A 22,730-nucleotide genomic window follows, 5' to 3' on the forward strand; every position below is an offset into this window, starting at 1 on the left:
ATTAAAATAAAGCCTCATCCATTTCTTTTGGAATAGGCAAGTTTAAAATTTTAAGCACGCTTGGCGCTATATTACTAAGTCCCATGCCTTCTTTGAGTTTATCTACTCCTTTAGCTTCTACAAAAGCAAAAACATCAAAGGTTGTGTGATTAGTGAGCATATTTTCATTTTCATCCCTCATTGCTTCACAGTTTCCATGATCTGAAGTAATAATAAAAGCATAATCATGCTCTCTTGCTTTAGCAATAACCCTACCCAAACATTCATCCACACATTCAACCGCACTAACTGCAGCTTCAAAATCACCCGTATGTCCTACCATATCACCATTTGCAAAATTGACTACGATAAAATCCATACCATTTTCTATACCCTTAATCACTTCATCTGCGACTTCTTTAGCGCTCATTTGAGGTTTTTCATCGTATGTTTTTACCTTAGGACTTGGGATTAAAACTCTTGTTTCATTACACTCTAATTCTTCTTTTCCCCCATTAAAGAAAAAGGTTACATGAGCGTATTTTTCTGTCTCAGCTGTGTGAAGTTGGCTTAAATTTGCATTAGCTATCACAGAAGCTAAGGTATTATTTAATTCTTCTTTTTCAAACATCACAGGCAGTTTAAAACTCTCATCATACAAACTCATAGTAATAGCATTTTTTACAAGTACTTCTTTTGGAAATTCATTAAAACTTTCTTGGGTTAAAGAAGCAACTAATTGACGCATTCTATCATTTCTAAAATTGATAAAAATCACACCATCTTCAGCCTTAATTCCATCAAAGTTTTGACTAATAACTGGGCTTAAAAACTCATCTGTAATATTTTCATCATAGCTTTTTTGTATAAATTGCACAAAATCATCACACTTTGGTGCCTTAGCAAATAAAACATCATAATAAGACTTAACCCTATCATAGCGCTTATCTCTATCCATAGCATAAAATCTTCCTGATAAAGAAGCAAAATTAATCCCTTCTTTTTCACAAAATTCCTGTAAAGATTTTATAAATTCTAAACCTGAATTTGGAGGACAATCTCTACCATCACTAATTGCATGCGCAAAAACTTCTTTATTTTCTTGCTTACAAATTTTTAAAAGCGCATTAAAATGTGTATGCATAGAATGCACCCCACCATCACTATAAAGCCCTATAATATGCACTCTTTTGCATTTTTGCAATAAATCTTTCAAAGCCTTATTATCTTTTAAAGTGTCATATTCTATGGCTTTATTTATCTTGACTAAATTTTGATAGATTATGCGTCCACTACCTATACACATATGCCCTACTTCGCTATTACCCATTTGACCTTCAGGTAGGCCAACTGCCAAGCCACTTGTTTTTATCAAAACATTAGGGGTATTTTCAAAAAGCTTATCATAAGTTGGCTTTTTAGCATGAAAAAAAGCATTATAGTTTGAATTTGTATTATGTCCTATACCATCTGTGATTATCAAAATACATTTTTGGCTCATTTTTTACTCTTTTTTATAATTTATTTATGTGATTTTACTAAAATTATGCTTTTAAAAAACAAATACAAGGTTAAAATTTTGCTTTATCTTACAGAATATACAAATTATATGTTTTTTTCTTATATTAGCGTACGTGCTGGTTTTGCATTTTTTATCGCTTTGTTTTTGAGTTTGTATTTAATGCCAAAATTTATCAAATGGGCTCAAAATAAAAAAGCAAATCAACCTATTTATGAATACGCTCCACAATCACACCAAGCTAAATCTCACACTCCTACTATGGGTGGGCTTGTTTTTATCTTTGCTACTATCATAGCAAGTGTTTTAAGTGCTGATTTAAATAATAGTTTTGTAATTGTTGGATTATTATGTTTGGTATTATTTTGCACTATAGGTTTAGTGGATGATTTAGGGAAAATTTTAAAAAAAGATAATCACGCAGGACTAAGCCCAAAAATGAAACTTCTAGGACAATTTAGCGCTGCTTTTATCTGTGTTGGATTATTGTATTTATTTGATATAAATACTGAATTTTATTTACCTTTTTATAAACATGCTATTTTTGATGGTGGTATGTTTATGTTGTTTTTATGGATTTTAGTTATTGTATCAAGCTCTAATGCTGTGAATTTAACCGATGGACTTGATGGGCTTGCAACTGTGCCTTCTATATTTTCTCTTTTAAGCCTTGGTGCTTTTTTGTATTTAAGCGGAAATGCTATTTATAGTTCTTATTTATTTTTACCTAAAATTCAAGGTCTAGGAGAACTTGTGGTATTAAGCGCGGCTTTAGTTGGTGCGCTTATGGGGTTTTTGTGGTATAACTGCTATCCTGCACAAGTTTTTATGGGAGATAGTGGGAGTTTAAGTATAGGGGCGTTTTTAGGCTATCTTGGTATAGTAAGTAAAAATGAAATTTTGCTTTTGCTTATAGGTTTTGTATTTGTTTTAGAAACTATTTCAGTAATTTTACAAGTAGGAAGTTTTAAAATCTTTAACAAAAGAGTATTTAAAATGGCACCTATTCATCATCATTTTGAAAAAATAGGTTGGGTGGAAAATAAAATCATTGTGCGATTTTGGATGATAGCCTTACTTGCAAATATTATTGCATTAATTAGTATAAAGTTAAGATAATGAAAATTTCACTTTTTGGATACGGAAAAACAACTAAAGCTTTTGCACAGCGTTTTGGAAATTGCGATATTTATGATGATCATTTTACAAGTATAAGTAAGGATGAATTTAACAATACACTTTTACCACCTTGTGAATTTGATCCTTTAAAAAGTGACTTAGAAATTCCAAGCCCTGGTTTTCCAAGTGATCATCATCTCATACAGCAAGCAAGAAATTTAAGCAGCGAGTATGATTTTTTTTATGATGGCATGCCAAAAAGCGTTTGGATAAGTGGAACAAATGGCAAAACCACCACCACTCAAATGACACACCATCTTTTAAAACACATCAATGCACAAATGGGAGCAAACATAGGAACTCCTTTAGCACAAATGGATACTAATGCTAAATTATGGATTTTAGAAAGTTCATCTTTTTCACTTTTTTACACCAAAATAGCTAAACCTGAAATTTATGCGCTTTTACCTATCACACCTGATCATCTTTCTTGGCATAAAAGCTTTGAAAATTATGAGCGAGCAAAGCTTAGCGTGCTTGAAAGAATGAATGAAAATGATGTGGTAATTTTACCTAAAAAATATGAGGCTTATCCAACCCATGCTTATGTTATAAGCTATGAAGATGAGCAAGATTTAGCTAAAAAAATGCAAATTGACTTAGAAAAAATTCATTTTAAAACTCCATTTTTACTTGATGCACTTATTGCCTTAAGTATAGAAAAAATCATACTAGATCGTTGTTCTTATGAGCTTTTAAACGAGTTTAAAATAGAAAAAAATAAACTTGAAGAAATATTTGATCATAAAAATAGACTTTGGGTAAATGATACTAAAGCGACTAATCTGGATGCAAGTTTAGCTGCTCTTAAACGCTATAAGGATAAAAAAATTCATCTTATCATAGGTGGGGATGATAAGGGAGTGGATTTAAGTGCTTTATTTGCTTTTATGAAAGAGCTTGATATAGAGCTTTATGCCATAGGAAAAAGCACTAATAAAATGCTTGAATACGCTAAAAATGCTAATTTAAAAGCACATTTTTGTGAGTTTTTACCTAAAGCAGTAGAAAAAATCAATCAAAATTTAACTAATGATGAAGTAGCCCTGCTAAGCCCTGCTTGTGCAAGCTTAGATCAGTTTAAGTCTTATGAAGAAAGAGGGGAGCTTTTTAAAAAATGCGTTCAAGAACTAAACTAAATCTTTTTGAATGTAAAGTTTTAAAAACTCACATAAATTTATAAATTTCTTGCTTGGTTCTTTATTTTTATGATAAATCAAGCAAAGCTCTCTTGAAATTTTAAAATTTTTTAATTTCACTTCAAATAAGCTTTTAGCTTCAAGCTCTTCTTTGACGCTAAATTTAGGTAAAACTGCTAAAAAATCACCTTTTTTAACTAACTCTTTTATCATAGCAGTTGAGTTTAGCTCATAGACTAAATTAAGCTTTACATCTTTAGGTAAAGCATTTAAAAACACTTCTTTTGCACCTGAACCTTGCTCACGACTTAACCATTTAAAATCCTTTAATTCATCTATGAAAAATTCTTTTTTTAAGTCATTTTTACTCACTACAATAAGCTCATCATCACAAATTTTAATCTTTCTTATATCTTTATCTTTGCAAATCCCTTCAATCAAACCTATATCGATTTCTTTATCTAAAATATCTTTGATGATATTTTGGCTATTATCCAAAGACAAATTTAACTTGATATTTTCTGCCTTTTGATCTAAAAAAGATCCTAGTAAGTAAGTACCTACATTTTGACTCACTTTCATACTTATTTCATAGCTTTGATCATCTTGCATTGCTTTTTCAATGCGCTCAAATTCTAAAATTAAAGGAGTGATTTGTTTTAAAAAAACCTTTCCTTTTTCATTTAAGCTTAAAAATTTAGCATTTCTATCAAAAAGCTTGGTGTTTAAACTTTTTTCAAGTTCAAATATAGCTAAAGACAAAGCAGATTGAGTTATATTTAATTCTTTAGCACAAGCTCTTAAGTTTAAATTTCTACACAAGGCTTGAAAATATTTTATTTGTTTAAAAGTCATAAGCACTCTTTTGATAAATATTTTTAATCATTATATCAAATAAAATTAATTTTACTTATCATAAAAAAATCACTAAGATTACAAAAAAACAAAAAAGGAAAACTCATGCATAAAAATATATATAAAAATAGAAAATTTGAAGCTTTTTTACTGCTTTTTACTCTTGCTTTTTGTGCTTTTGCTATTTCTGAGCTTAATTTTTTTAAAAATCTTGGAATTTCAGCTTTAATCATAGCCGTGATTTTGGGAGCTTTAATAGGAAATTTAGCTCATCAAAATGCAAATTTACTCAAAAAATCAGGAGTTTTAAACATAGCAACAAAAGAAATTTTAAGACTTGGGATTATACTTTATGGCTTTAGAATTACTTTTAATGATTTAGAAAAAGTTGGATTAAATGGGATTTTACTAGCATTTTTAGTGGTATTTTCTACCTTTTTTATGGGACTTTTACTAGGAAAATTATTTAAACTTGATCTTAAAGAAAGCATACTTATAAGTAGTGGCTCAAGCATTTGTGGAGCAGCTGCTGTGATGGCTAGCGAGAGCATTGTTAAAGGTGGCTCTGCTAAAGTTGGCGTGGCAGTTTGCACTGTGGTTGTGTTTGGAACTTTGGGGATGTTTTTATATCCTTTGGCTTGGAATTTAGGCTGGTTTGATTTTTTTAGTTTAAAGCAAATGGGGTATTTCATGGGAGCAAGCTTGCATGAAGTTGCACATGCTGTTGCAGCAGGTGAAGCTGTGCAAGCAGGGGATGGCGCTGTCATAGAAAAAATGATGCGTGTTTTAATGCTAGTACCTTTTTTAATTTTTTTAAGTCTTTTTTCATTGAAATTTCTAAGCAAAAATAATGAAAAAATTTCCATTAAAGCAAATATTCCTTATTTTGCTTTGTGGTTTTTATTTGCTTGTGGTATTAGCTCACTTGAAATATTAAATACCGATTTTGCACTTAACTATATAAAACCAAGCATACAAACCATAGACACGCTTTTACTTTCTATGGCCATGGTAGCTTTGGGAGTGAATATCCATAAAAATATTTTAAAAAATGCAGGTTTTAAACCATTTTTGATGGCATTTTTTCTTTTTATATGGTTAATCTTTATATCAATTAGCTTAATTTTCCTATTAAATTTATAATATGTTTCATTATGAAACATATTATAGTATTTTATACTTTTTTATTAATTTAATATTTATTTTTTCTACTTTATATTTAAATAATATTATAATTATATTGTAATAAACATCCAAAAAGGAGCTAACATGTTTACGCCTAAAACTAAATGTGAATTAGTTGCTCTTGTTAGAGAAGAGCTTATTGCCTTAGATGAAATCGATGTAAGCTTAATTACGGATATGTCTTATTTATTCTATTATTCCACTAGAACTAACTTTGATGGTATAGAAAAATGGGATGTATCAAATGTTAAAGATATGTCTTATATGTTTTATTGCTGCAAAAGCTTTAATCATGATATTTCTAAATGGAATGTTAAAAATGTTGAAAACATGGAAGGAATGTTTTTTGATTGTGAATCTTTTGATCAAGACTTATCTTATTGGAATATGTCAAATGTAAAAGATACTAAATATATGTTTTGTAATTGTCTTAAATTTAACCATAAAGTAGAAAATTGGGATGTGCATAATGCCATTACAATGGCACATATGTTTGAAAATTGCAAACAATTTGATCAAGATTTGTCAAGATGGGATGTACATAATGCTAAAACAATGGCATTTTTATTGCATAATTGTACTAATTTTCATCATGATGTTAAAAAATTAGATATTAATAAAAATTGCAATATCCAAAAAATACTAGGACATGAAGAAATACAAAATAAATATGCTATAAAACATTAATCACAAGGTAAGCTATTGCTTACCTACTTGATTAATCCAAAGTCCCATAGCAATCACAACAATAACCTGCCCTAAAAATCCTTGAAATACGCTAAATAATCTTAGCAAAGAACTAACCGGCGTTACATCACCAAAGCCTATCGTTAGCATAGTAACTCCACTAAAATAATAACAATCAACCAAACCTTTTATTCTATTTTGAATTTGAGGTTTTAACTCATCATCTAAAGACCAAAAATTATGAATTCCTCTTATAGGGGTTTGAAATTGTACTTCTATGATTTTTTCTTGCAAATCCGCAATATCTAAATTTTCATTTTTTTGAGTAGCAATTAACATTCTATTGTAATTATCTACATCACAAGAAAAATAATACAAATTCCCATACGCAAACCATATCAAAACATAAGCATATAAAATAATAAAAAATTTTTCTTTAATATTAATCTTACTACTAAAAGCAGCCCAAATACTAATAAGCAAAAACATCATCAATGCTATAGCTACCATAATAGGAATAATATTTAAAATTAAAAATAAAATTTCAGAAGTAATTTTACCTGTTGCATAAATAGCAAGCTCATCAAATAAAAAACTACAAAATAAAGGCACTACAGCAAGCAAAGTCCAAACAAAAAGAAATCGTTTGGTACTTTTATGATAAATGCTAATATAGTGATTTAAAAGCCTATGATGTAACATTAGCGAATCAACAATAAAGGTTTTTTAGCCTTAGTTAAAATATCATTTGTCAAACTACCAAATAAAATACTTTTTAACCAGTGATGTGAATAAGCCCCCATGATCAATAAATCTATATCATTTTGCTCACCAAAATCAAATAAAGCTTGAGTAATCTCTCCACTTAAATGCTGAGTTTGTACATTTAAATTTGCTTCTTTAAAAATTTGACTTACTTGAGCTAATAACTCACAAGAAGATTTTTCATCTTTAGATACATTTACCACATAACGCTTTGCTTCTTTAAAAATAGGTCTTTTAATGGCTTGCTCTATGGCCTTTTTAGCCAAATTACTCCCATCATAAGCCATCATCACACTTTTAATCTCTTTAAAGGCAGAATTTACAAGCAAAATAGGCACATTTAAAGCTCTTACTAGTTCTTCTGTATGAATGCCTATTTTATTTTTCTTACCTCCGCCTTTTAAACCTGCTATGGCTAACCTTATTTGATCATTGTATTCTTTTAAAACCTCTTCTAAATCTCCATCTCTTTGCACACTAAAGCATTCTTTTACGCCTTGTTCTTTTGCATAAGCACAAAATTCTTCTAAAATTCTTTGCCCTTTTTTGCAAAGATTTTCATTTTTTTGGCTTTGCTCTTCTACCAAATCTTCAATCACACACCCACTAGCACCTATGCCAAAACTACAAGCTAATTCAGCATTAGTAAAATTTGGTTCTATAGTGTATAAAAACATTAAAGGTAAATCTAGCTTTTTAGCTAAATACACCCCATAATACAAACTTTCCCTACAAGGCTCTAAAACATCCACACAAACTAGAATTTTTTCCATTTAATATCCTTTTGTAGTATTAATCTTGTGCTTTTTGTGCTATTAAAACACCTTCTATAATTTTTTTAATATCCCCATCTAAGATATTATCAACTTGCGAAAAAGCTTCATTTGAGCGCGTGTCTTTAACCTGTTGATAAGGAAAAAGCACATAAGAGCGGATTTGATGCCCCCAGCCTATCTCACTTTTTTCGCTTGAATTTGCTTCATCTTGTTGTTTCATAAGTTCAAGCTCATAAAGGCGTGATTTTAACATTTTAAAGGCTGTGGCTTTGTTTTTGTGTTGGCTTCTATCGTTTTGACATTGCACTACTATACCACTTGGCATATGAGTTATACGCACTGCTGATTCAGTTTTATTAACATGCTGTCCGCCTGCCCCGCTTGCTCTATAATAATCAATCCTTATATCTTTTTCTTCAATTTCTATTTCTATATCATCATCAAGTTCAGGAGAAACCATCACACTAGAAAAACTCGTATGGCGACGCCCTGCACTATCAAATGGAGAAGTTCTTACTAAACGATGAATGCCATTTTCAGCTTTTAAATACCCATAAGCATTTTCACCTTTTACTAAAAAGCTAACATCTTTAAGCCCTGCTTCTTCGCCTTCTTGAAAGTCAAGTGTTTCTACTTTAAAACCTTCTCTTTCACAAAATCTCAAATACATCCTATAAAGCATGCTAGCCCAGTCATTACTCTCCGTTCCACCTGCTCCTGGGTGAATAGAAACTATGGCATTTTTACCATCATTTTCCCCACTTAAAAGCATAGAAATTTCAAGATTTACAATAAGATCTTCTAGCTTATTTGCATCTTCAAATAAAGCTTCTATGGTGTCTAAATCATTTTCACTATTAGCAAGATCAAAAAGCTCGCTTGCATCATTTAAAGCATTATTTGCATTTTCATAATTTTTAAGCAAATTTGAAATTTTAGTTTTTTCTTTACCTATAACGCCTGCTTGTTTTACATCACTCCAAAAAGAAGGGGAATTTTCTAAATTTTCTATTTCTTTTAATCTTACTTTTATCTCTTCAGGCTTAATGATAGAAGCGATATTTCCAACTTTGTTTTTTAATTTTTTTAAAAGTTCGCTGTATTCGTAATTATCCATAAAAATTTTCTTTCTAATTTTGATATAATTTAATCTTATAATTTTAGCAAAAAATAAAACATTTAAAGTGAGAAATATGCCAAAACTTTTTTTAATGTCTTTAGGTTGTAATAAAAATTTAGTTGATAGTGAAATCATGCTTGGAAGATTAAGTGATTATGAAATTTGTGATGAGCCAAACTTAGCTGATGTTTTGATTGTAAATACCTGTGGTTTTATAGATAGCGCTAAAAAAGAAAGCATAAATGCGATTTTAGACTTACACGAGCAAAGAAAAAAGGACTCGTTGCTGGTTGTAACAGGATGTTTAATGCAGCGCTACCGCGAAGAATTAATGAAAGAACTACCTGAAGTTGATCTTTTTACCGGTGTGGGAGATTATGAAAAAATTGATGAAATGATACTTAAAAAAACTAATCTATTTTCAAATTCTACTTACTTACAAGATAAAAATACTAATCGTGTGATCACAGGATCAAACTATCATGCTTTTATCAAAATAGCTGAAGGGTGTAATCAAAAATGTTCATTTTGCGCTATACCAAGTTTTAAAGGTAAACTTAAATCAAGAAGCTTAGAAAGTATTATAAATGAAGTAAAAGAACTTGTTAAAAAAGGCTATAAAGACTTTTCTTTTATCGCTCAAGATACAAGTTCGTATTTGTTTGATCAAGGTCAAAAAGATGGACTTTTAAAGTTTATTGAAGCTATAGAAAATATCCAAGGTGTAAAGGCTGCTAGAATTTTATATCTATATCCAACAAGCATTAATAAAGAAGTGATAGAAAAAATCATTCAATCAAAAGTTTTTGTAAATTATTTTGATATGCCTTTGCAACACATCAGTGATAATATGCTTAAAATCATGAAACGCGGAGCTAATAAAGCTAAATTAATCGAGCTTTTAAATTTAATGAAACAAGCTCCAAATTCATTTTTACGCACAGGTTTTATAGTAGGACACCCTGGAGAGAGCGATGAGGACTTTGAAGAATTATGCACTTTTATAAAAGAATTTGGTTTTGATAGAATTAGTGTTTTTGCTTATTCTAAAGAAGAAGATACCGCAGCTTTTGAAATGGAGCAAATTCCTAGTAAAATCATCAATACAAGATTAAAAGTGATAGAAAAAATCGTCGATGAATGCATAGAAAAAAGCTTTAATCAACAAGTTGGCAAAAAGACTTTAGCATTTTGTGAAGGCCAAAGCTCTGAAGGAGAATTTTTCATCGGCGCGAAAGATTTGCGTTGGGATAGAAATATTGATGGAGAAATTCTCATCAATGAAAGTGATTGTGGTGATTTAGAAATGGGTGAGCTTTATGAGTGTGAAATCACACAGAGCTTAGATAAAAAACTCATTGCAAAAGCTTTAAGAAAGCTTGATGATTGATAGCAAATATTTAAATCATTTAAAGCAAGGGAAAAATCTTTTAGCATTTTCTCATGGGAGTGATTCTAGTGCTTTATTTTTCATGCTTTTAGAAAAAAATATAGATTTTGATCTTGCTTTTATAAACTACAAAACTCGCAAAAATAGTGATAAAGAAGAACAAAGTGCCAAAGAATTAGCCAAGCATTTTCATAAAAAAATTTATATCAAAACCACACCCAAGATAACAAAAAATTTCGAAGCCCATGCAAGAGCTTTGCGTTATGAGTTTTTTGAAGAACTTTGCAAAAATCACTCTTATGATAATCTTTTACTAGCTCATCATTTAAATGATAAACTAGAATGGTTTTTAATGCAATTTTCTAAAGGTGCAGGGCTTAGAGAATTACTTGGTTTTAAAGATATTGAAAAAAGAAAATATTTTACCATCATAAGACCCTTGCTTGAAATTCCAAAAGAAAAAATTTTAAATTACTTAAAAGAAAACAATATCACTTATTTTCATGATGAGAGCAATGATGATGAAAAATATTTTAGAAATTTTATACGCAAAAATTTTGCTAATGAGTTTTTAAAGCTTTATCCAAATGGAGTAAAAAAGAGCTTTAAATACCTAGAAAAAGACTTAAAAGAAGAAAATATTTGTGAATTTAAAAATATTTACATTACTCATAAAGATGAAAGTTTAATCGCAAAATGCTTTAAAAAACTTGGAGTACTTTTAAGTGCCAAACAAAGACAAGAAGCATTAAAAGGTGATGGGGTGATTTCGCATAAAATAGGCATTGTTTATATACAAGAAAAAGTTTTGATTTTTCCTTTTGTAAGTTGTGAGAAAATGCCAAAAGAATTTAAAGAAATTTATAGAAAAGCAAAAATCCCTAAACTCTTAAGAGCATATTTATACACAAAAAATATTGATGTAAAAGAGCTTATGCAAGCTCTTTTATGATTTCTTCGAAAAGTTCTTTTGCCCTTGCTTCTAAAAAGTCTTTAAATTCAGCACTTGTAGCTTCGGTGCGCATGATAAGATATGGACTTGTGTTAGAAGCACGCAAAAGTGCCCAGCCTTCTTTAAAGGTGATTCTAACTCCGTCAATTTCATTACAATCAAGCACATTTTCAAAAGCATTTGCTTTTACTTTTTCTTTAAATTTTTCTATGATTTGAAATTTATTTTCCTCACTAACCTTAAGCTTAATCTCTTCACTTGCATAAAGTTTTGGTAACTCTTTAACTAATTTTTCTATATCAAAACCATTTACTAAAAGCTCTAAGGTTCTTAAAAATGCATAAATTCCATCATCATAACCAAAATATCTATCTTTAAAGAAAATATGCCCACTAAGCTCTGCTGCTATGTCGATATTTTGCTCTTTCATCATTTTTTTAATGTTAGAATGCCCGGTCTTACCCATCATGATAAAACCAAATTTAGCTACCTCATCAAAGAGGTTTTTAGAGCATTTTACTTCACCTAAAACTCTAGGATTTTTTATATTTTTAGCAAATAAATAGCAAAGCTCATCGCCCTTAAATACATAGTCTTTACTTGCGACTACTAAACGATCTCCATCTCCATCAAAAGCAAAGCCCATTTTTGCATTTTCATTTTCTTTTAGCGCAACTTGCAATGCGTGTAAATTTTCAAGCTCTGTTGGATCGGGCGCGTGGTTTGGGAAATTTCCATCAGGATTTTCAAATAAAATTTGTGCATTAAGATTTAATTTTTCCACCAAAGGCTTTATAATCACTCCAGTAGCTCCATTTGCACAATCAATAATGATTTTTTCTTTATAATCTTTAAGATGTGAAAAATGTTTAGCTAAAAAGTCTATATATAAGCTTTTAACATCATAATTTTCATATCTTAAATCATCATTGATTTCAAGTTCTAAATACTCTTGCACTTTTAAAGAAAGCTTTTTCAAATCAGCACCAAAAAAACTTTCTTTGTTAATCGTGATTTTAAAGCCATTGTATTCTTTTGGATTATGCGAGCCTGTTATCATGATATTTGCATCAAAAATATCATCAAAAAACAAGCTAAAATATCCCATAGGAGTTGGTGCTAAGCCTATATTAAAAACTTGCATATTAGCTTTATTTAAACCGCTAATTAAATAGTTAAAAAGTTCATTTGCACTATATCTTGCATCATAGCCCACACTTACTTTCTCACAACCTCTTGATTTCATTTCTAAACCCAAAGCATAACCTATAGCTTTTACACTTTTTTCATTTAACTCACTTGGGTAAAGCCCTCTTATATCATACTCTCTAAAAATCAAATCTAACATTTTAATCCTTTTGTCTTCTAAGTTCTAATTTTACTTGTTTTAAACTTTCTTCTATGTTTTCATTTTTGCTTGATAAACAAAGTTTAATTTCTAATTTTGCATTTTGCTCTTTCAATTCAAAACTATATTTTTGCATAAAATTTTCAAGCATTTGAAGCTTACTTTGCACAAAGGCCATGTTTTCATTTTCAAATACAATGATAAAATAATCCTTATCATCTTTAAAAACCCTAGCGTGTAAAGCTTTTTTTAAAATCCTAGCAAACTCATACATTACAAACTCGCCCATTTTTGAGCCTTTTTGATGATAAATTTCATTGATATTTTTTACTTCAATCAAGGCTAAATGAAAATTTTCAAGTCCTTGTGCATATCTTCTTAAGGCTTTTAAATTTGGCAAATTGGTTAAAGTGTCAAAAAAGGCTATTTTATAAGCTTTATATGCTAAAAATCCTATCAACACTAAAGAAGCAAATTCATAATAACCCAAATCAACACTATTGTAAAATAAAAACTGCACACTCAAGCCCATATAAGCTAGTAAAAAATGAAAATCATTATTTTTAAAATAAGAAAATAATAAAAATATCATTCCCACCCAAAACACACAAAAGCTTAACTCACTAATAGGCTTAAAAAATTGTGTTGAAAGGCCAAAAATCTCACTTGTAATGCTTGCATTAAAATTAGTACTTGTGCTAAGTATTAACGCTACAAAACCCATGAAGGCTAAATATGCAAATTTAATGAGATTAATTCTTTCAAACACAAGTTTGCTATCTTGTAAAAACACAAAAAGCACAAAAGAAAAAGGTAAAAATACCGAGATAAACAAATGCGCTTGATATTCACTTGCTACTAAAGATAAAGCCCTAGCACATAAAATTAATAAAAGTAAGAAAAAAATCTTATTTTGCTTAAAAAAATAAGCTAAAAATAAAGCTAAGATATTAAAAACCAAAGTCATACTAGGCAATGTTTTTAACAATAAATACGAAAAATCCAAAATAATAAACCTTTTTTTGTTAAAATTATAGCAAAAATATTTTAAGGATATTAATGGTAGAAGTAAAAAATCTCACTATGCGTTTTGCAAACCAACTTTTATTTGAAGATGTAAATTTAAAATTAAACCGTGGTGAAAGATATGGACTTATAGGCGCAAATGGCGCAGGAAAATCAACCTTTTTAAAAATTCTCTCAGGCGAAATAGAATCAAGCAGTGGAGAAATTTGTATAGATCCAAATTTAAAAATCGCTGTATTAGGACAAGATCAATTTGCTTTTGAAAACTACACTATCAAAGATGCGGTAATGTGTGCAAATAAAAGATTATATGATGCACTAAAAGAAAAAGAAAAACTTTATATGAGTGAAGAATTTACCGATGAAATCAATGATAGATTAAGCGAGCTTGAAATCATAACAGCAGAAGAAGATCCAAACTATGATTGTGAACTTAGATGTGAAAAAATTCTTAGTTCTTTAAATATTAAAGATTTTAATGCTCTTATGAGTACTTTGCAAAGTGCGGATAAATTTAAAGTTTTATTAGCACAAGTATTATTTTTAGGTGCTGATGTATTATTTTTAGATGAGCCTACAAATAACCTTGACTTAGAAGCTATTTCTTGGCTTGAAAATGAACTTTTAAGACATGAGGGAACTTTAGTAGTAATTAGCCATGATAGACATTTTCTAAATAAAGTTTGTACAAGAATTTTAGATGTGGATTTTAAACAAATACGCGATTTTGCTGGAAATTATGATGATTGGTACATGGCTTCAACCTTACTTGCTAAGCAAGCTGAACTCAAACGCGATAAAACCTTAAAAGAAAGAGAAGAATTAGAAAATTTCATACGCCGTTTTAGTGCTAATGCTTCAAAAGCTAAGCAAGCTACAAGCAGGGCTAAAGCTTTAGAAAAACTTGAACTTGAAGAGATTAAAACTTCAAGCAGGCGTGATCCTAGCATAGTTTTTAGAACAAATAGAGAAATAGGAAATGAAGTTTTAGAATTAAAAGGTATTAGCAAAGCTTATGATAAAACTTTATTTGAGAATTTAGAATTAAAATTAGAAAAAGGTGATAAAATAGCCTTAATTGGCGCAAATGGTGTTGGAAAAAGTACTTTAGCTAAAATCATCGCATCAAAATTAGAACCTGATAGTGGTCATATTCACCTTGGTGCTACCATAGAAATGGGATATTTTTCACAAGATACAACGAATTTAATTAATGAAGATTTGAAACTTTATGAATGGCTAATGAGTGAAAAATTCAAAGATTTAGACGAAATTCGCAAATGTCTTGGTAGAATGCTCTTTAGCGGAAGCGATCAAGAAAAAATGGCTTCTAGTTTAAGTGGGGGCGAAAAACACCGCTTAATGCTTTCAAAATTAATGTTAGAGCGTGGAAATTTCTTGCTTTTAGATGAACCGGATAATCATTTAGATCTTGAAAGTATCATTGCATTAGGTGAAGCTTTGTATAATTTCAAAGGTTGTGTGATATGCATAAGCCACGATAGAGAGCTAATTAGCGCTTTTGCTAATCGTATATGGTTTTTAGAAGATGGAAAATTAACAGACTTTAAAGGAAGTTATGACGAATTTTTAGGAGGTTTAGAATGAATTCGTTTAAGATAAAATATGCAGCTGGTTTTGGACATTTTACTCAAAATCACAGAGGCTTTGGCCCAACTATTTATGTAGAAGAAAGTATTGATTTTCAAAGTGAAAAAGATTATTTTGACTATGTTGAATTTTATGAAAAATTCAGCAAAGAAGATGATACTTATTTTCACATTTCATTTTTAGAAGATCGCCCTTTAACTTCTCAAGAATTAGAAAGTAGAAATGCTTATAGAAAACTAAGAGATGAGCGCTGCAATAAAGCTAGAGAAGAGTTTATCAAAAACAATGAAATAGAAGCTGAATACTACCCAACTCATGGTGATTAAGGAATGATTTTTGCTTGTTTTTTCCTTGTAATATTTTGAAAGGAGAAAACATGCAAGTTAACCATGATAATTTATCGGTTAAAGAGTATGGATATGGTCAAAGTAGTGCTTATAAAAGCACTCAAGGAGCTAATGAAGACTTTATGTCTTTACTTAGTCAAAACAATAGTGAAAATTTAAACGAGCAAAGCATAAAACTTGATGAGCTTTTTTCAAAAGCTATGAGTCAAGATCAATTTAGCACAGGAATTTTTAGCTCAAATATGTCAAATATTTATAATTATCGTTTTAGAGGACAAAACGAAACTTCTATGCAAGCTAATATAGAAGAAAAACAAGAGCCACAAAAAGATATGGTAAAAGATCTTTTAAGTTCTTTATAAAAATGAAGTAAGCAAACGCTTACTTCCAAACAAGGCCGCTAAATTCGAACTCTTTTGCAAATTTTTTAAATTCCTCTTCTTCTTTTGCATTAACGCTTAAAATCAACTCAACATTTTCTTGAAATTTTTTTTCATATGAAATGTTATTTTTATTTAAAAAATGCTCAAATCTTGCATAAAGATGAAAAGGAATGTTTAAAATTAAAATATTTTTAGCTTCAAATTCTAAAAGCGTTGCGTTTAAAATAGCTTCGTTTGTAGCTTCACTATAAGCTCTTACAAGACCACCTGCACCAAGTTTAATCCCTCCAAAATAACGCACCACAATCACCGCACAATTAACAAGCAAAGCCCCTCTTAAGACATTCAAACAAGGCATGGCAGAAGTTCCTTTTGGCTCACCATCATCGCTTTTATCTTCTATGATTTGATCAAATTCGTTTAAGTACCTATAAGCATATACAAAATGCACGGCTTTTAAATGCTCATTTCTTAGCTTTTGCATTAAAGTTTGAAAATCTTCAAAAGGACATAAAAAAGACAAAAAAGTTGATTTTTTGATTTCTATTTTTGCTTGATAAATTTGATCAATGGTTTTCATATTTTCCTTAATTTAGCTATAATATTTAAATAAAATTATAATCAAAACAACTTATAAAAATTTAAGGATAAACTATGCTTCAAACTTGTATTTTTCCTGCAGCAGGTTATGGTACTAGATTTTTACCTGCTACAAAAACTCTACCTAAAGAAATGCTACCTATACTAACTAAGCCTTTAATTCATTATGGTGTAGATGAGGCTTTAGAAGCTGGTATGGAAACTATGGGTTTTGTTACAGGGCGTGGAAAAAGAGCTTTAGAGGATTATTTTGATATTTCTTATGAACTTGAGCATCAAATTGCGGGTACTAAAAAAGAATATCTTTTAAGTGAAATAAGAACACTCATAGATCGCTGCACTTTTACTTTTACAAGACAAAATGAAATGAAAGGCTTAGGAGATGCAGTTTTAAAAGCAAAGCCTTTAGTGCAAGATGAAGCTTTTGGGGTAATTTTGGCAGATGATTTATGTGTAAATGAAGATGGAGTAAATGTCCTAGCTCAGATGGTAAAAATTTATGAAAAATACCGCTGCTCTGTTATAGCCGTAATGGAAGTTGAAGCTGATCAAGTTTCAAACTATGGGGTTATAGCTGGAAATGCTGTGGAAGAGGATTTAATCATGGTAAATTCTATGGTAGAAAAACCTGATCCAAAAGATGCTCCAAGTAACTTAGCTATCATAGGAAGATACATTTTAACACCTGATATTTTTGGCATTTTAGAAAATACTAAAGCAGGTAAAAATGGAGAAATTCAACTAACCGATGCTTTACTTTCACAAGCAACTAATAATATGGTTTTAGCTTATAAATTTAAAGGAAAAAGATTTGATTGTGGAAGCGTAGAAGGCTTTGTGGAAGCGACAAATTATTTTTATGAGAAAAGTAAAAATGCTAAATAATACTTTATTTTTTAAAACCCAAGATTTTAAAAAAATCACTGCTTATGCAAATAGAATGAATGATGAGTTAGAAAGTGGCGATATAGGGTATTATCACTTAGTAGATACAAGCTTTGATTTAATCAAAGAAAGTAAAGAATTTATCGCCACTAAAACTCATATAGAAAATATCGTTTTAGTAGGTATGGGTGGATCAAGTTGTGGGGTTAAAGCTTTAAAAGAGCTTTTATTTGATCAAGTAGAAGAAAAAAAACTTTTCATTATAGATAATACCTCCTCACATACTTTTACCCAAACTATGCAAAAAATAAATCCCCAAAAAACACTTTTCATCATAGCAAGTAAATCAGGTACAACTATAGAGGTAATTTCTTTATTTAAACTTATCATTGCTCATTTTGGTTTTAAAAATGAAAATTTACACGAAAACTTTGTGTTTATTACTGATTTTGAATCAAAACTTCACAAACTAGGAGAAGAATTAAACATAAAATGCTTTTTTATACCTAAAAATGTTGGAGGTAGATTTAGTGTTTTATCTGCCATTGGTATTGTTCCTTTGAGCTTTTGTGGCTATGATACTAAAGCCTTATTAGAAGGTGCAAAAGCTTGTTATGTGGATTTTTTTGAGAAAAAATGTGATCAAATTTTGCAAAAGGCTTATCATTATTGCACGCATAAAAGTGCACATATTAATGTGCTTTTTTCTTATGGAGATGCTTTTAAGGGCTTTAATGAATGGTATATTCAACTAATTGCCGAAAGCTTAGGTAAAAAACAAGGCTTTAAACGCATAGGTTTAACTCCTATTGCTTTAATTGGCGCTAGAGATCAGCATAGCTTTTTACAACTTATCATGGATGGACCCAAAGATAAAACTGTTACTTTTTTAAAAATCAAAGATAGTCAAAAATCTCCTAGTATCCCAAATATAAGCTTTAATCATTTACAAAATTGTGATTTTACTAATGAAGTTAATTTACATGATCTTTTAAACGCACAATGCGATGCAACTATGCATGCTTTGATTGCTGAAAATTTAAGTGTTGATGTCATAGAGCTTGAAAAATTAGATGCTTATCACTGTGGGTATTTGATGTATTATTATGAGTTATTTACTTCTGCATGTGGCATTATGCTTGGAATTAACACTTATGATCAACCTGGCGTAGAGGTGGGAAAATTAATACTCAAAAATATATTAAGTAAATAAATTTGCTTTATTGTAAAAAAAGAGTATAATGAAAATATAATAATTATTAACATTAAAATTTATTAGATAATAATAATTATTATCTAAGAATTTTATGTTATAATTTTAAAAATAAAAAAGGAGATAACATGTCAGTAACAAAACAATTATTACAATTACAAGCGGATGCTCATAGTTTATGGATTAAATTTCATAATTATCACTGGAATGTAAAAGGTTTACAATTTTTCTCAATTCACGAATATACAGAAAAAGCTTATGAAGAAATGGCAGAACTTTTTGATGATTGCGCTGAGAGAGCTTTACAGCTAGGAGAAAAAGCTATCGTTTGCTCAAAAACATTACTAGAAAATGCAAACGCACCTAAAGCTCAAAAAGATTGCTTTACTCCAGTAGAAGTTTTAGAGCTTATTAGAGAAGATTATAAATATCTTTTGGGTGAATTTAAAAAGCTAAATGAAGAAGCTGAAAAAGCAAGCGATACTACAACAGCAGCATTTGCTCAAGAAAATATTGCAAAGTATGAAAAAGTTCTTTGGATGCTTAATTCAACTATCCAAAATACTTGCTCTATGTAAGAATTTATAATGTTTTTTGACTTGCAAAGCTTTATTGCTTTAAGTCAAAAAACAAATTTAACCTCTCAAGAAAAACTACTCTTATTAAAACTCCATACTCATTTTAAAAAAAAATATCGATTTATTGCAAAAATTATATGATTATAGTTTAGTAGCTTATTGTACTAATGTATATTTAAATCAAAGCTTGAAAAAAGAAGGTTTGCAAAAACACAAAGCCATTATAAAAGCTTTAACCAATCCTTTTTATAAAAAAGAAAAAATCCCCGTAGGTGGTTTAAACAATGCATTTTTAGCTTTAAAATTTGTAAAAAATTATGAAATACTTGAACACATCAATGAAGCACACCCTCAATCTAAAATGGGTTTTAGAGCTAGTTTTATTTATGATAAAAAAAGAAAAAACTATATTTTAGCCTTTGCAGGGAGTGATTTAAATCCTTTGTGTTTTGATTTTAAAGATCTTTATAGTGGTTTTTTGATTTTACTTAACAAAACTCCAAAAGGTCAAATTCAATCCATGCAGTATTTTTATAATCAACTCAAACAAAAATACACCATTGATAAAAATCTCATCATCATAGGGCATTCTTTAGGAGGATATCTAGCTCAAACTTTTGCAAGAACCTTTCCTAGCGCGATAAAAGAAGTCTATGCCTTTCAAGCACCTGGTTTAAACCAAAACTTTCAAAATCATTCTTGTATAAATTTTCATATAAATACCACCCATAATTTAAATTTCAAAACTTACAAATGGTGGAATTTTAATTTTGTACAAAAGCTTTATAAAAAAGATAGCAAAGAGATTTTACTACACATAGGAAGTATTAAACATCACCCTAGTGTGTGTATTTATAAGCTACATGAATTATTTAAAATTCTTAACCCATAAGGGCTAAGAATTAATGTAAATCTTCATTAAGTTTTACAGCCTTTTTATTAAAAGCTGCTATCATCACTCCACTTTGAGAATCTTGTCTAAAATGCAAGCCATTTAATCCTGCTAATTCTAAACCTTTATATATATCTTTATCAAATTTAAAATCAGGATTGATTTTTTGAAGTTCTTCTTTATTTTTTAAAGCAAATTTAGTCCCTTCTAAAACAGCAATACCCGCATCAACGATACAATTATCTCCTAAAGGAATCCCCGTAACCGAATTTGCACCCAAAAGACAAGCTTTACCAATGCTAATAGCATTACCACTTGTACCACTTAAAACACCAAGTATAGAAGCACCGCCTCCTACATCGCTACCTTCGCCCACAACAGCTGAAGAACTAATACGTCCTTCTACCATACAAGCTCCAGTTGTACCTGCATTAAAATTCACATAAGCAGCCCCTGGCATTATAGTAGTGCCTGCAGCTAAAACCGCACCCATTCTTACTTTAGAACTTTCTAAAATTCTAGTATTATCCTCAGGAATAACATGAGCTAAAAATCTTGGAAATTTATCTACATAATCAATCCTTGGATACCTTCCACTCATTTTTAAATCAATCTCATTTTCTCTTAAAAAGTCTAAATCAATAGGCTTATTATCGCTCCATGCAACATTTGGTAAAATCCCAAAAGCACCTGTTAAATTTAAACTTCTTAAAGGTACTTTTTTATTGGAAAGCAAATAAAGTTTTAAATATACACTTTCTAAACTTTTTGGCGCTTCATCTTCAAAAATACAAACAAAAGAAAAAGCATTTTCTCTAAAATTTTCCTTGGCTGCTTTAATTGCTTCTATATTTTTATGACCTTGCTCTTGCAAAAATGGCGCAAAACATTCAAGCGTAAAATCCAAATCTTCTTTAATCAAAGTAGCCACAAACTCACTTTCATTAAAATCAACATCAACCCCTCTTCTAAAAAAAGCTTCAAACATAACAGCTGCAGCAGCATAGTTTTGCTCAAAATTAATCACACCAAAATTAGCTTGAAGTTTTTTACTAGGATCAACTTGACTTAGATCAAGCCTTGCTATAGCAAAAGCTTTAGGCTTTTTATAATTAATCCTTTGTTCGATTTGCTTGATTAAATTTAAAAATTCTTCTTTACTTTCTATTGGCATATTTTCTCCTTATTGCGAGCACGCACTTTTGCCATTCATTACAGGTTGAATAGCTGAATTATCTACTTTACCTTCTTGATTAACCTTTTCTATAAATTCCCAGATTTTTTCAGCAGCTTGCAAATATCTTTTTGAACTTACACTCTCAGGCATATAAAAACTTACAGGCTTACCACTATCTCCACCTTCTCTTACACTCATTTCGATAGGAATTTGAGCTAAAACTTCACATTTATAAGCTTTTGCCATTTCTTCTGTGGTGCCTTTACCAAAGATATCATATTCTTTGCCATTATCAGGACATAAAAAGCCACTCATATTTTCTATAATACCTGCAACAGGAATGTGTAATTTTTCAAACATATCTAGTGCTCTTTTACTATCATCCAAAGACACTACTTGAGGAGTACTTACACACACACCTGCACTCACTGGCACACTTTGAGCTAGGGTAATTTGTGCATCACCAGTTCCTGGAGGCATATCAAGCAATAATACATCAAGTTCAGGCCAAAGCACATCAGCCAAAAGTTGCTCAATTGCTTTCATAATCATAGAACCACGCCACATCAAACCTTTACCTTCTTCTATTAGTACACCCATACTCATCATATAAACCCCATGAGATAAAATAGGACGAATTTTTTGACCTACAATTTCAGGTTTGCTTTTACTCTCACCTAGCATTCTTGGTATATTTGGCCCATAAATATCCGCATCTAAAAGCCCTACTCTTTTACCCATTTTAGCTAAAGAAATCGCTAAATTTAAAGTTGTAGTACTTTTACCTACCCCACCTTTACCGCTTGAAATCATAAGGAAATTTTTAATTTGTGGAGCGATATTTTTGCCACTTCTTGAATTGCTTTTTTCTTCAGGAATTTTTGGTTGAATGATTTCTAAATTAAGCTCTAAATTTAAATCTTTTAAAGCATTTGCGATGTTTAGTCTAAGCTCTTGTGCGATTTGAGCATTAGCTGAAACAATTTCAACTACTATATGAGCTTGATTTTCGTTTGATTCAATTTTTTTTACAAAACCAAAACTAACTATATCTTTTTTAAAGCCTGGATATATAACTTGTTTTAGTCTTTCTTCGATTTTTTCCTTCAATTTTTCTCCTTGTT

23 protein-coding genes are annotated in these 22,730 nt (G+C 30.0%); 13 read left to right on the forward strand and 10 right to left on the reverse strand.

Going from position 1 to position 22,730, the window contains the following annotated elements; translation table 11 throughout:
• Position 1: 1 nt before the first annotated feature.
• Complete coding sequence (gene gpmI / locus CAMP5082_RS02090; RefSeq protein ID WP_337205782.1) at positions 2 to 1,480, reverse strand: 2,3-bisphosphoglycerate-independent phosphoglycerate mutase; 1,479 nt, start codon at positions 1,478 to 1,480, stop codon at positions 2 to 4.
• Between the two features lie 78 nt (positions 1,481 to 1,558).
• Between gpmI and mraY the strand changes: the two genes are divergently transcribed.
• The gene (mraY, locus tag CAMP5082_RS02095; protein WP_039625318.1) at positions 1,559 to 2,617 is read left to right on the forward strand and encodes a phospho-N-acetylmuramoyl-pentapeptide-transferase; all 1,059 of its coding nucleotides are present in this window, start codon (positions 1,559 to 1,561) and stop codon (positions 2,615 to 2,617) included.
• The gene (gene murD, locus CAMP5082_RS02100; protein WP_337205783.1) at positions 2,617 to 3,816 is read left to right on the forward strand and encodes a UDP-N-acetylmuramoyl-L-alanine--D-glutamate ligase; all 1,200 of its coding nucleotides are present in this window, start codon (positions 2,617 to 2,619) and stop codon (positions 3,814 to 3,816) included. Before mraY ends, murD begins: the two co-directional genes overlap by 1 nt.
• Here the strand turns inward: murD and CAMP5082_RS02105 are convergent.
• A complete protein-coding gene (locus CAMP5082_RS02105; protein WP_337205784.1) occupies positions 3,808 to 4,671 on the reverse strand; it encodes a LysR family transcriptional regulator in 864 nt (287 codons plus the stop codon). The two genes, murD and CAMP5082_RS02105, sit on opposite strands and share 9 nt — an antisense overlap.
• Positions 4,672 to 4,776: 105 nt before the next feature.
• On the opposite strand from CAMP5082_RS02105, the gene CAMP5082_RS02110 reads away from it, so the two are divergent.
• Positions 4,777 to 5,814, forward strand: coding sequence for a YeiH family protein (locus tag CAMP5082_RS02110; RefSeq protein ID WP_337205785.1), 1,038 nt, complete (start codon positions 4,777 to 4,779; stop codon positions 5,812 to 5,814).
• Positions 5,815 to 5,940: 126 nt separating this feature from the next.
• The gene (locus CAMP5082_RS02115; protein WP_337205786.1) at positions 5,941 to 6,543 is read left to right on the forward strand and encodes a BspA family leucine-rich repeat surface protein; all 603 of its coding nucleotides are present in this window, start codon (positions 5,941 to 5,943) and stop codon (positions 6,541 to 6,543) included.
• A gap of 12 nt (positions 6,544 to 6,555) precedes the next feature.
• Here the strand turns inward: CAMP5082_RS02115 and CAMP5082_RS02120 are convergent, their stop codons facing one another.
• From CAMP5082_RS02120 to prfB, 3 genes are read right to left on the reverse strand one after another with little or no spacing between them, the layout of a single operon-like run.
• Entirely contained in the window at positions 6,556 to 7,245 is a 690-nt protein-coding gene (locus CAMP5082_RS02120; protein WP_337205787.1) for a potassium channel family protein, read from the reverse strand.
• Positions 7,245 to 8,081 carry a universal stress protein gene (locus CAMP5082_RS02125; protein WP_337205788.1) on the reverse strand — a complete coding sequence of 279 codons (837 nt, stop codon included), beginning with the start codon at positions 8,079 to 8,081 and terminating at the stop codon, positions 7,245 to 7,247. The genes CAMP5082_RS02120 and CAMP5082_RS02125 overlap by 1 nt, the downstream gene beginning before the upstream one ends.
• Positions 8,082 to 8,100: 19 nt before the next feature.
• Entirely contained in the window at positions 8,101 to 9,201 is a 1,101-nt protein-coding gene (gene prfB, locus CAMP5082_RS02130) for a peptide chain release factor 2 (protein WP_337205789.1), read from the reverse strand.
• A 76-nt stretch (positions 9,202 to 9,277) separates the two neighbouring features.
• Between prfB and rimO the strand changes: the two genes are divergently transcribed.
• Together rimO and tilS are read left to right on the forward strand one after the other, a co-directional pair.
• Positions 9,278 to 10,594 (forward strand): 30S ribosomal protein S12 methylthiotransferase RimO, encoded by a 1,317-nt coding sequence (gene rimO, locus CAMP5082_RS02135; protein WP_337205790.1) that lies wholly within the window; start codon positions 9,278 to 9,280, stop codon positions 10,592 to 10,594.
• Positions 10,584 to 11,546: a tRNA lysidine(34) synthetase TilS gene (gene tilS / locus CAMP5082_RS02140; RefSeq protein ID WP_337205791.1), complete on the forward strand. Its 963-nt coding sequence runs from the start codon at positions 10,584 to 10,586 to the stop codon at positions 11,544 to 11,546. Before rimO ends, tilS begins: the two co-directional genes overlap by 11 nt.
• Here tilS and CAMP5082_RS02145 read toward each other — a convergent pair.
• Positions 11,527 to 12,894, reverse strand: coding sequence for a phosphomannomutase/phosphoglucomutase (locus tag CAMP5082_RS02145; protein ID WP_047207959.1), 1,368 nt, complete (start codon positions 12,892 to 12,894; stop codon positions 11,527 to 11,529). The two genes, tilS and CAMP5082_RS02145, sit on opposite strands and share 20 nt — an antisense overlap.
• A gap of 1 nt (position 12,895) precedes the next feature.
• Positions 12,896 to 13,900, reverse strand: coding sequence for a diguanylate cyclase domain-containing protein (locus tag CAMP5082_RS02150; protein ID WP_047207958.1), 1,005 nt, complete (start codon positions 13,898 to 13,900; stop codon positions 12,896 to 12,898).
• A 53-nt stretch (positions 13,901 to 13,953) separates the two neighbouring features.
• On the opposite strand from CAMP5082_RS02150, the gene CAMP5082_RS02155 reads away from it, so the two are divergent.
• From CAMP5082_RS02155 to CAMP5082_RS02165, 3 genes are read left to right on the forward strand one after another with little or no spacing between them, the layout of a single operon-like run.
• Positions 13,954 to 15,528: an ABC-F family ATP-binding cassette domain-containing protein gene (locus CAMP5082_RS02155; protein ID WP_047207957.1), complete on the forward strand. Its 1,575-nt coding sequence runs from the start codon at positions 13,954 to 13,956 to the stop codon at positions 15,526 to 15,528.
• Positions 15,525 to 15,857, forward strand: a complete 333-nt coding sequence (locus tag CAMP5082_RS02160) for a hypothetical protein (RefSeq protein WP_039617462.1) — start codon at positions 15,525 to 15,527, stop codon at positions 15,855 to 15,857. Before CAMP5082_RS02155 ends, CAMP5082_RS02160 begins: the two co-directional genes overlap by 4 nt.
• Before the next feature lie 50 nt (positions 15,858 to 15,907).
• The gene (locus tag CAMP5082_RS02165; RefSeq protein WP_337205792.1) at positions 15,908 to 16,240 is read left to right on the forward strand and encodes a hypothetical protein; all 333 of its coding nucleotides are present in this window, start codon (positions 15,908 to 15,910) and stop codon (positions 16,238 to 16,240) included.
• Positions 16,241 to 16,259: 19 nt separating this feature from the next.
• On the opposite strand, the gene CAMP5082_RS02170 is transcribed toward CAMP5082_RS02165, so the two are convergent.
• Entirely contained in the window at positions 16,260 to 16,841 is a 582-nt protein-coding gene (locus CAMP5082_RS02170; protein ID WP_337205793.1) for an IMPACT family protein, read from the reverse strand.
• A 74-nt stretch (positions 16,842 to 16,915) separates the two neighbouring features.
• Between CAMP5082_RS02170 and galU the strand changes: the two genes are divergently transcribed.
• The 4 genes from galU to CAMP5082_RS02190 all read left to right on the forward strand — a co-directional run bounded on the left by galU (position 16,916) and on the right by CAMP5082_RS02190 (position 20,429).
• On the forward strand, positions 16,916 to 17,746 hold the full coding sequence (gene galU, locus CAMP5082_RS02175; protein WP_039667975.1) for a UTP--glucose-1-phosphate uridylyltransferase GalU: 831 nt from the start codon (positions 16,916 to 16,918) through the stop codon (positions 17,744 to 17,746).
• Entirely contained in the window at positions 17,736 to 18,959 is a 1,224-nt protein-coding gene (locus CAMP5082_RS02180; RefSeq protein WP_337205834.1) for a glucose-6-phosphate isomerase, read from the forward strand. Before galU ends, CAMP5082_RS02180 begins: the two co-directional genes overlap by 11 nt.
• A gap of 128 nt (positions 18,960 to 19,087) precedes the next feature.
• On the forward strand, positions 19,088 to 19,537 hold the full coding sequence (locus CAMP5082_RS02185) for a Dps family protein (RefSeq protein ID WP_337205794.1): 450 nt from the start codon (positions 19,088 to 19,090) through the stop codon (positions 19,535 to 19,537).
• Positions 19,538 to 19,661: 124 nt separating this feature from the next.
• The gene (locus CAMP5082_RS02190; protein WP_337205795.1) at positions 19,662 to 20,429 is read left to right on the forward strand and encodes an alpha/beta fold hydrolase; all 768 of its coding nucleotides are present in this window, start codon (positions 19,662 to 19,664) and stop codon (positions 20,427 to 20,429) included.
• Between the two features lie 10 nt (positions 20,430 to 20,439).
• On the opposite strand, the gene CAMP5082_RS02195 is transcribed toward CAMP5082_RS02190, so the two are convergent.
• Both CAMP5082_RS02195 and CAMP5082_RS02200 read right to left on the reverse strand, forming a co-directional pair.
• Positions 20,440 to 21,603 (reverse strand): tetrahydrodipicolinate N-succinyltransferase N-terminal domain-containing protein, encoded by a 1,164-nt coding sequence (locus tag CAMP5082_RS02195; RefSeq protein ID WP_337205796.1) that lies wholly within the window; start codon positions 21,601 to 21,603, stop codon positions 20,440 to 20,442.
• Between the two features lie 9 nt (positions 21,604 to 21,612).
• Positions 21,613 to 22,716: an Mrp/NBP35 family ATP-binding protein gene (locus CAMP5082_RS02200; protein WP_039627878.1), complete on the reverse strand. Its 1,104-nt coding sequence runs from the start codon at positions 22,714 to 22,716 to the stop codon at positions 21,613 to 21,615.
• Positions 22,717 to 22,730 lie beyond the last annotated feature (14 nt).

This window comes from Campylobacter sp. LMG 17559, from assembly GCF_024723605.1.
Lineage (GTDB): Bacteria > Campylobacterota > Campylobacteria > Campylobacterales > Campylobacteraceae > Campylobacter_D.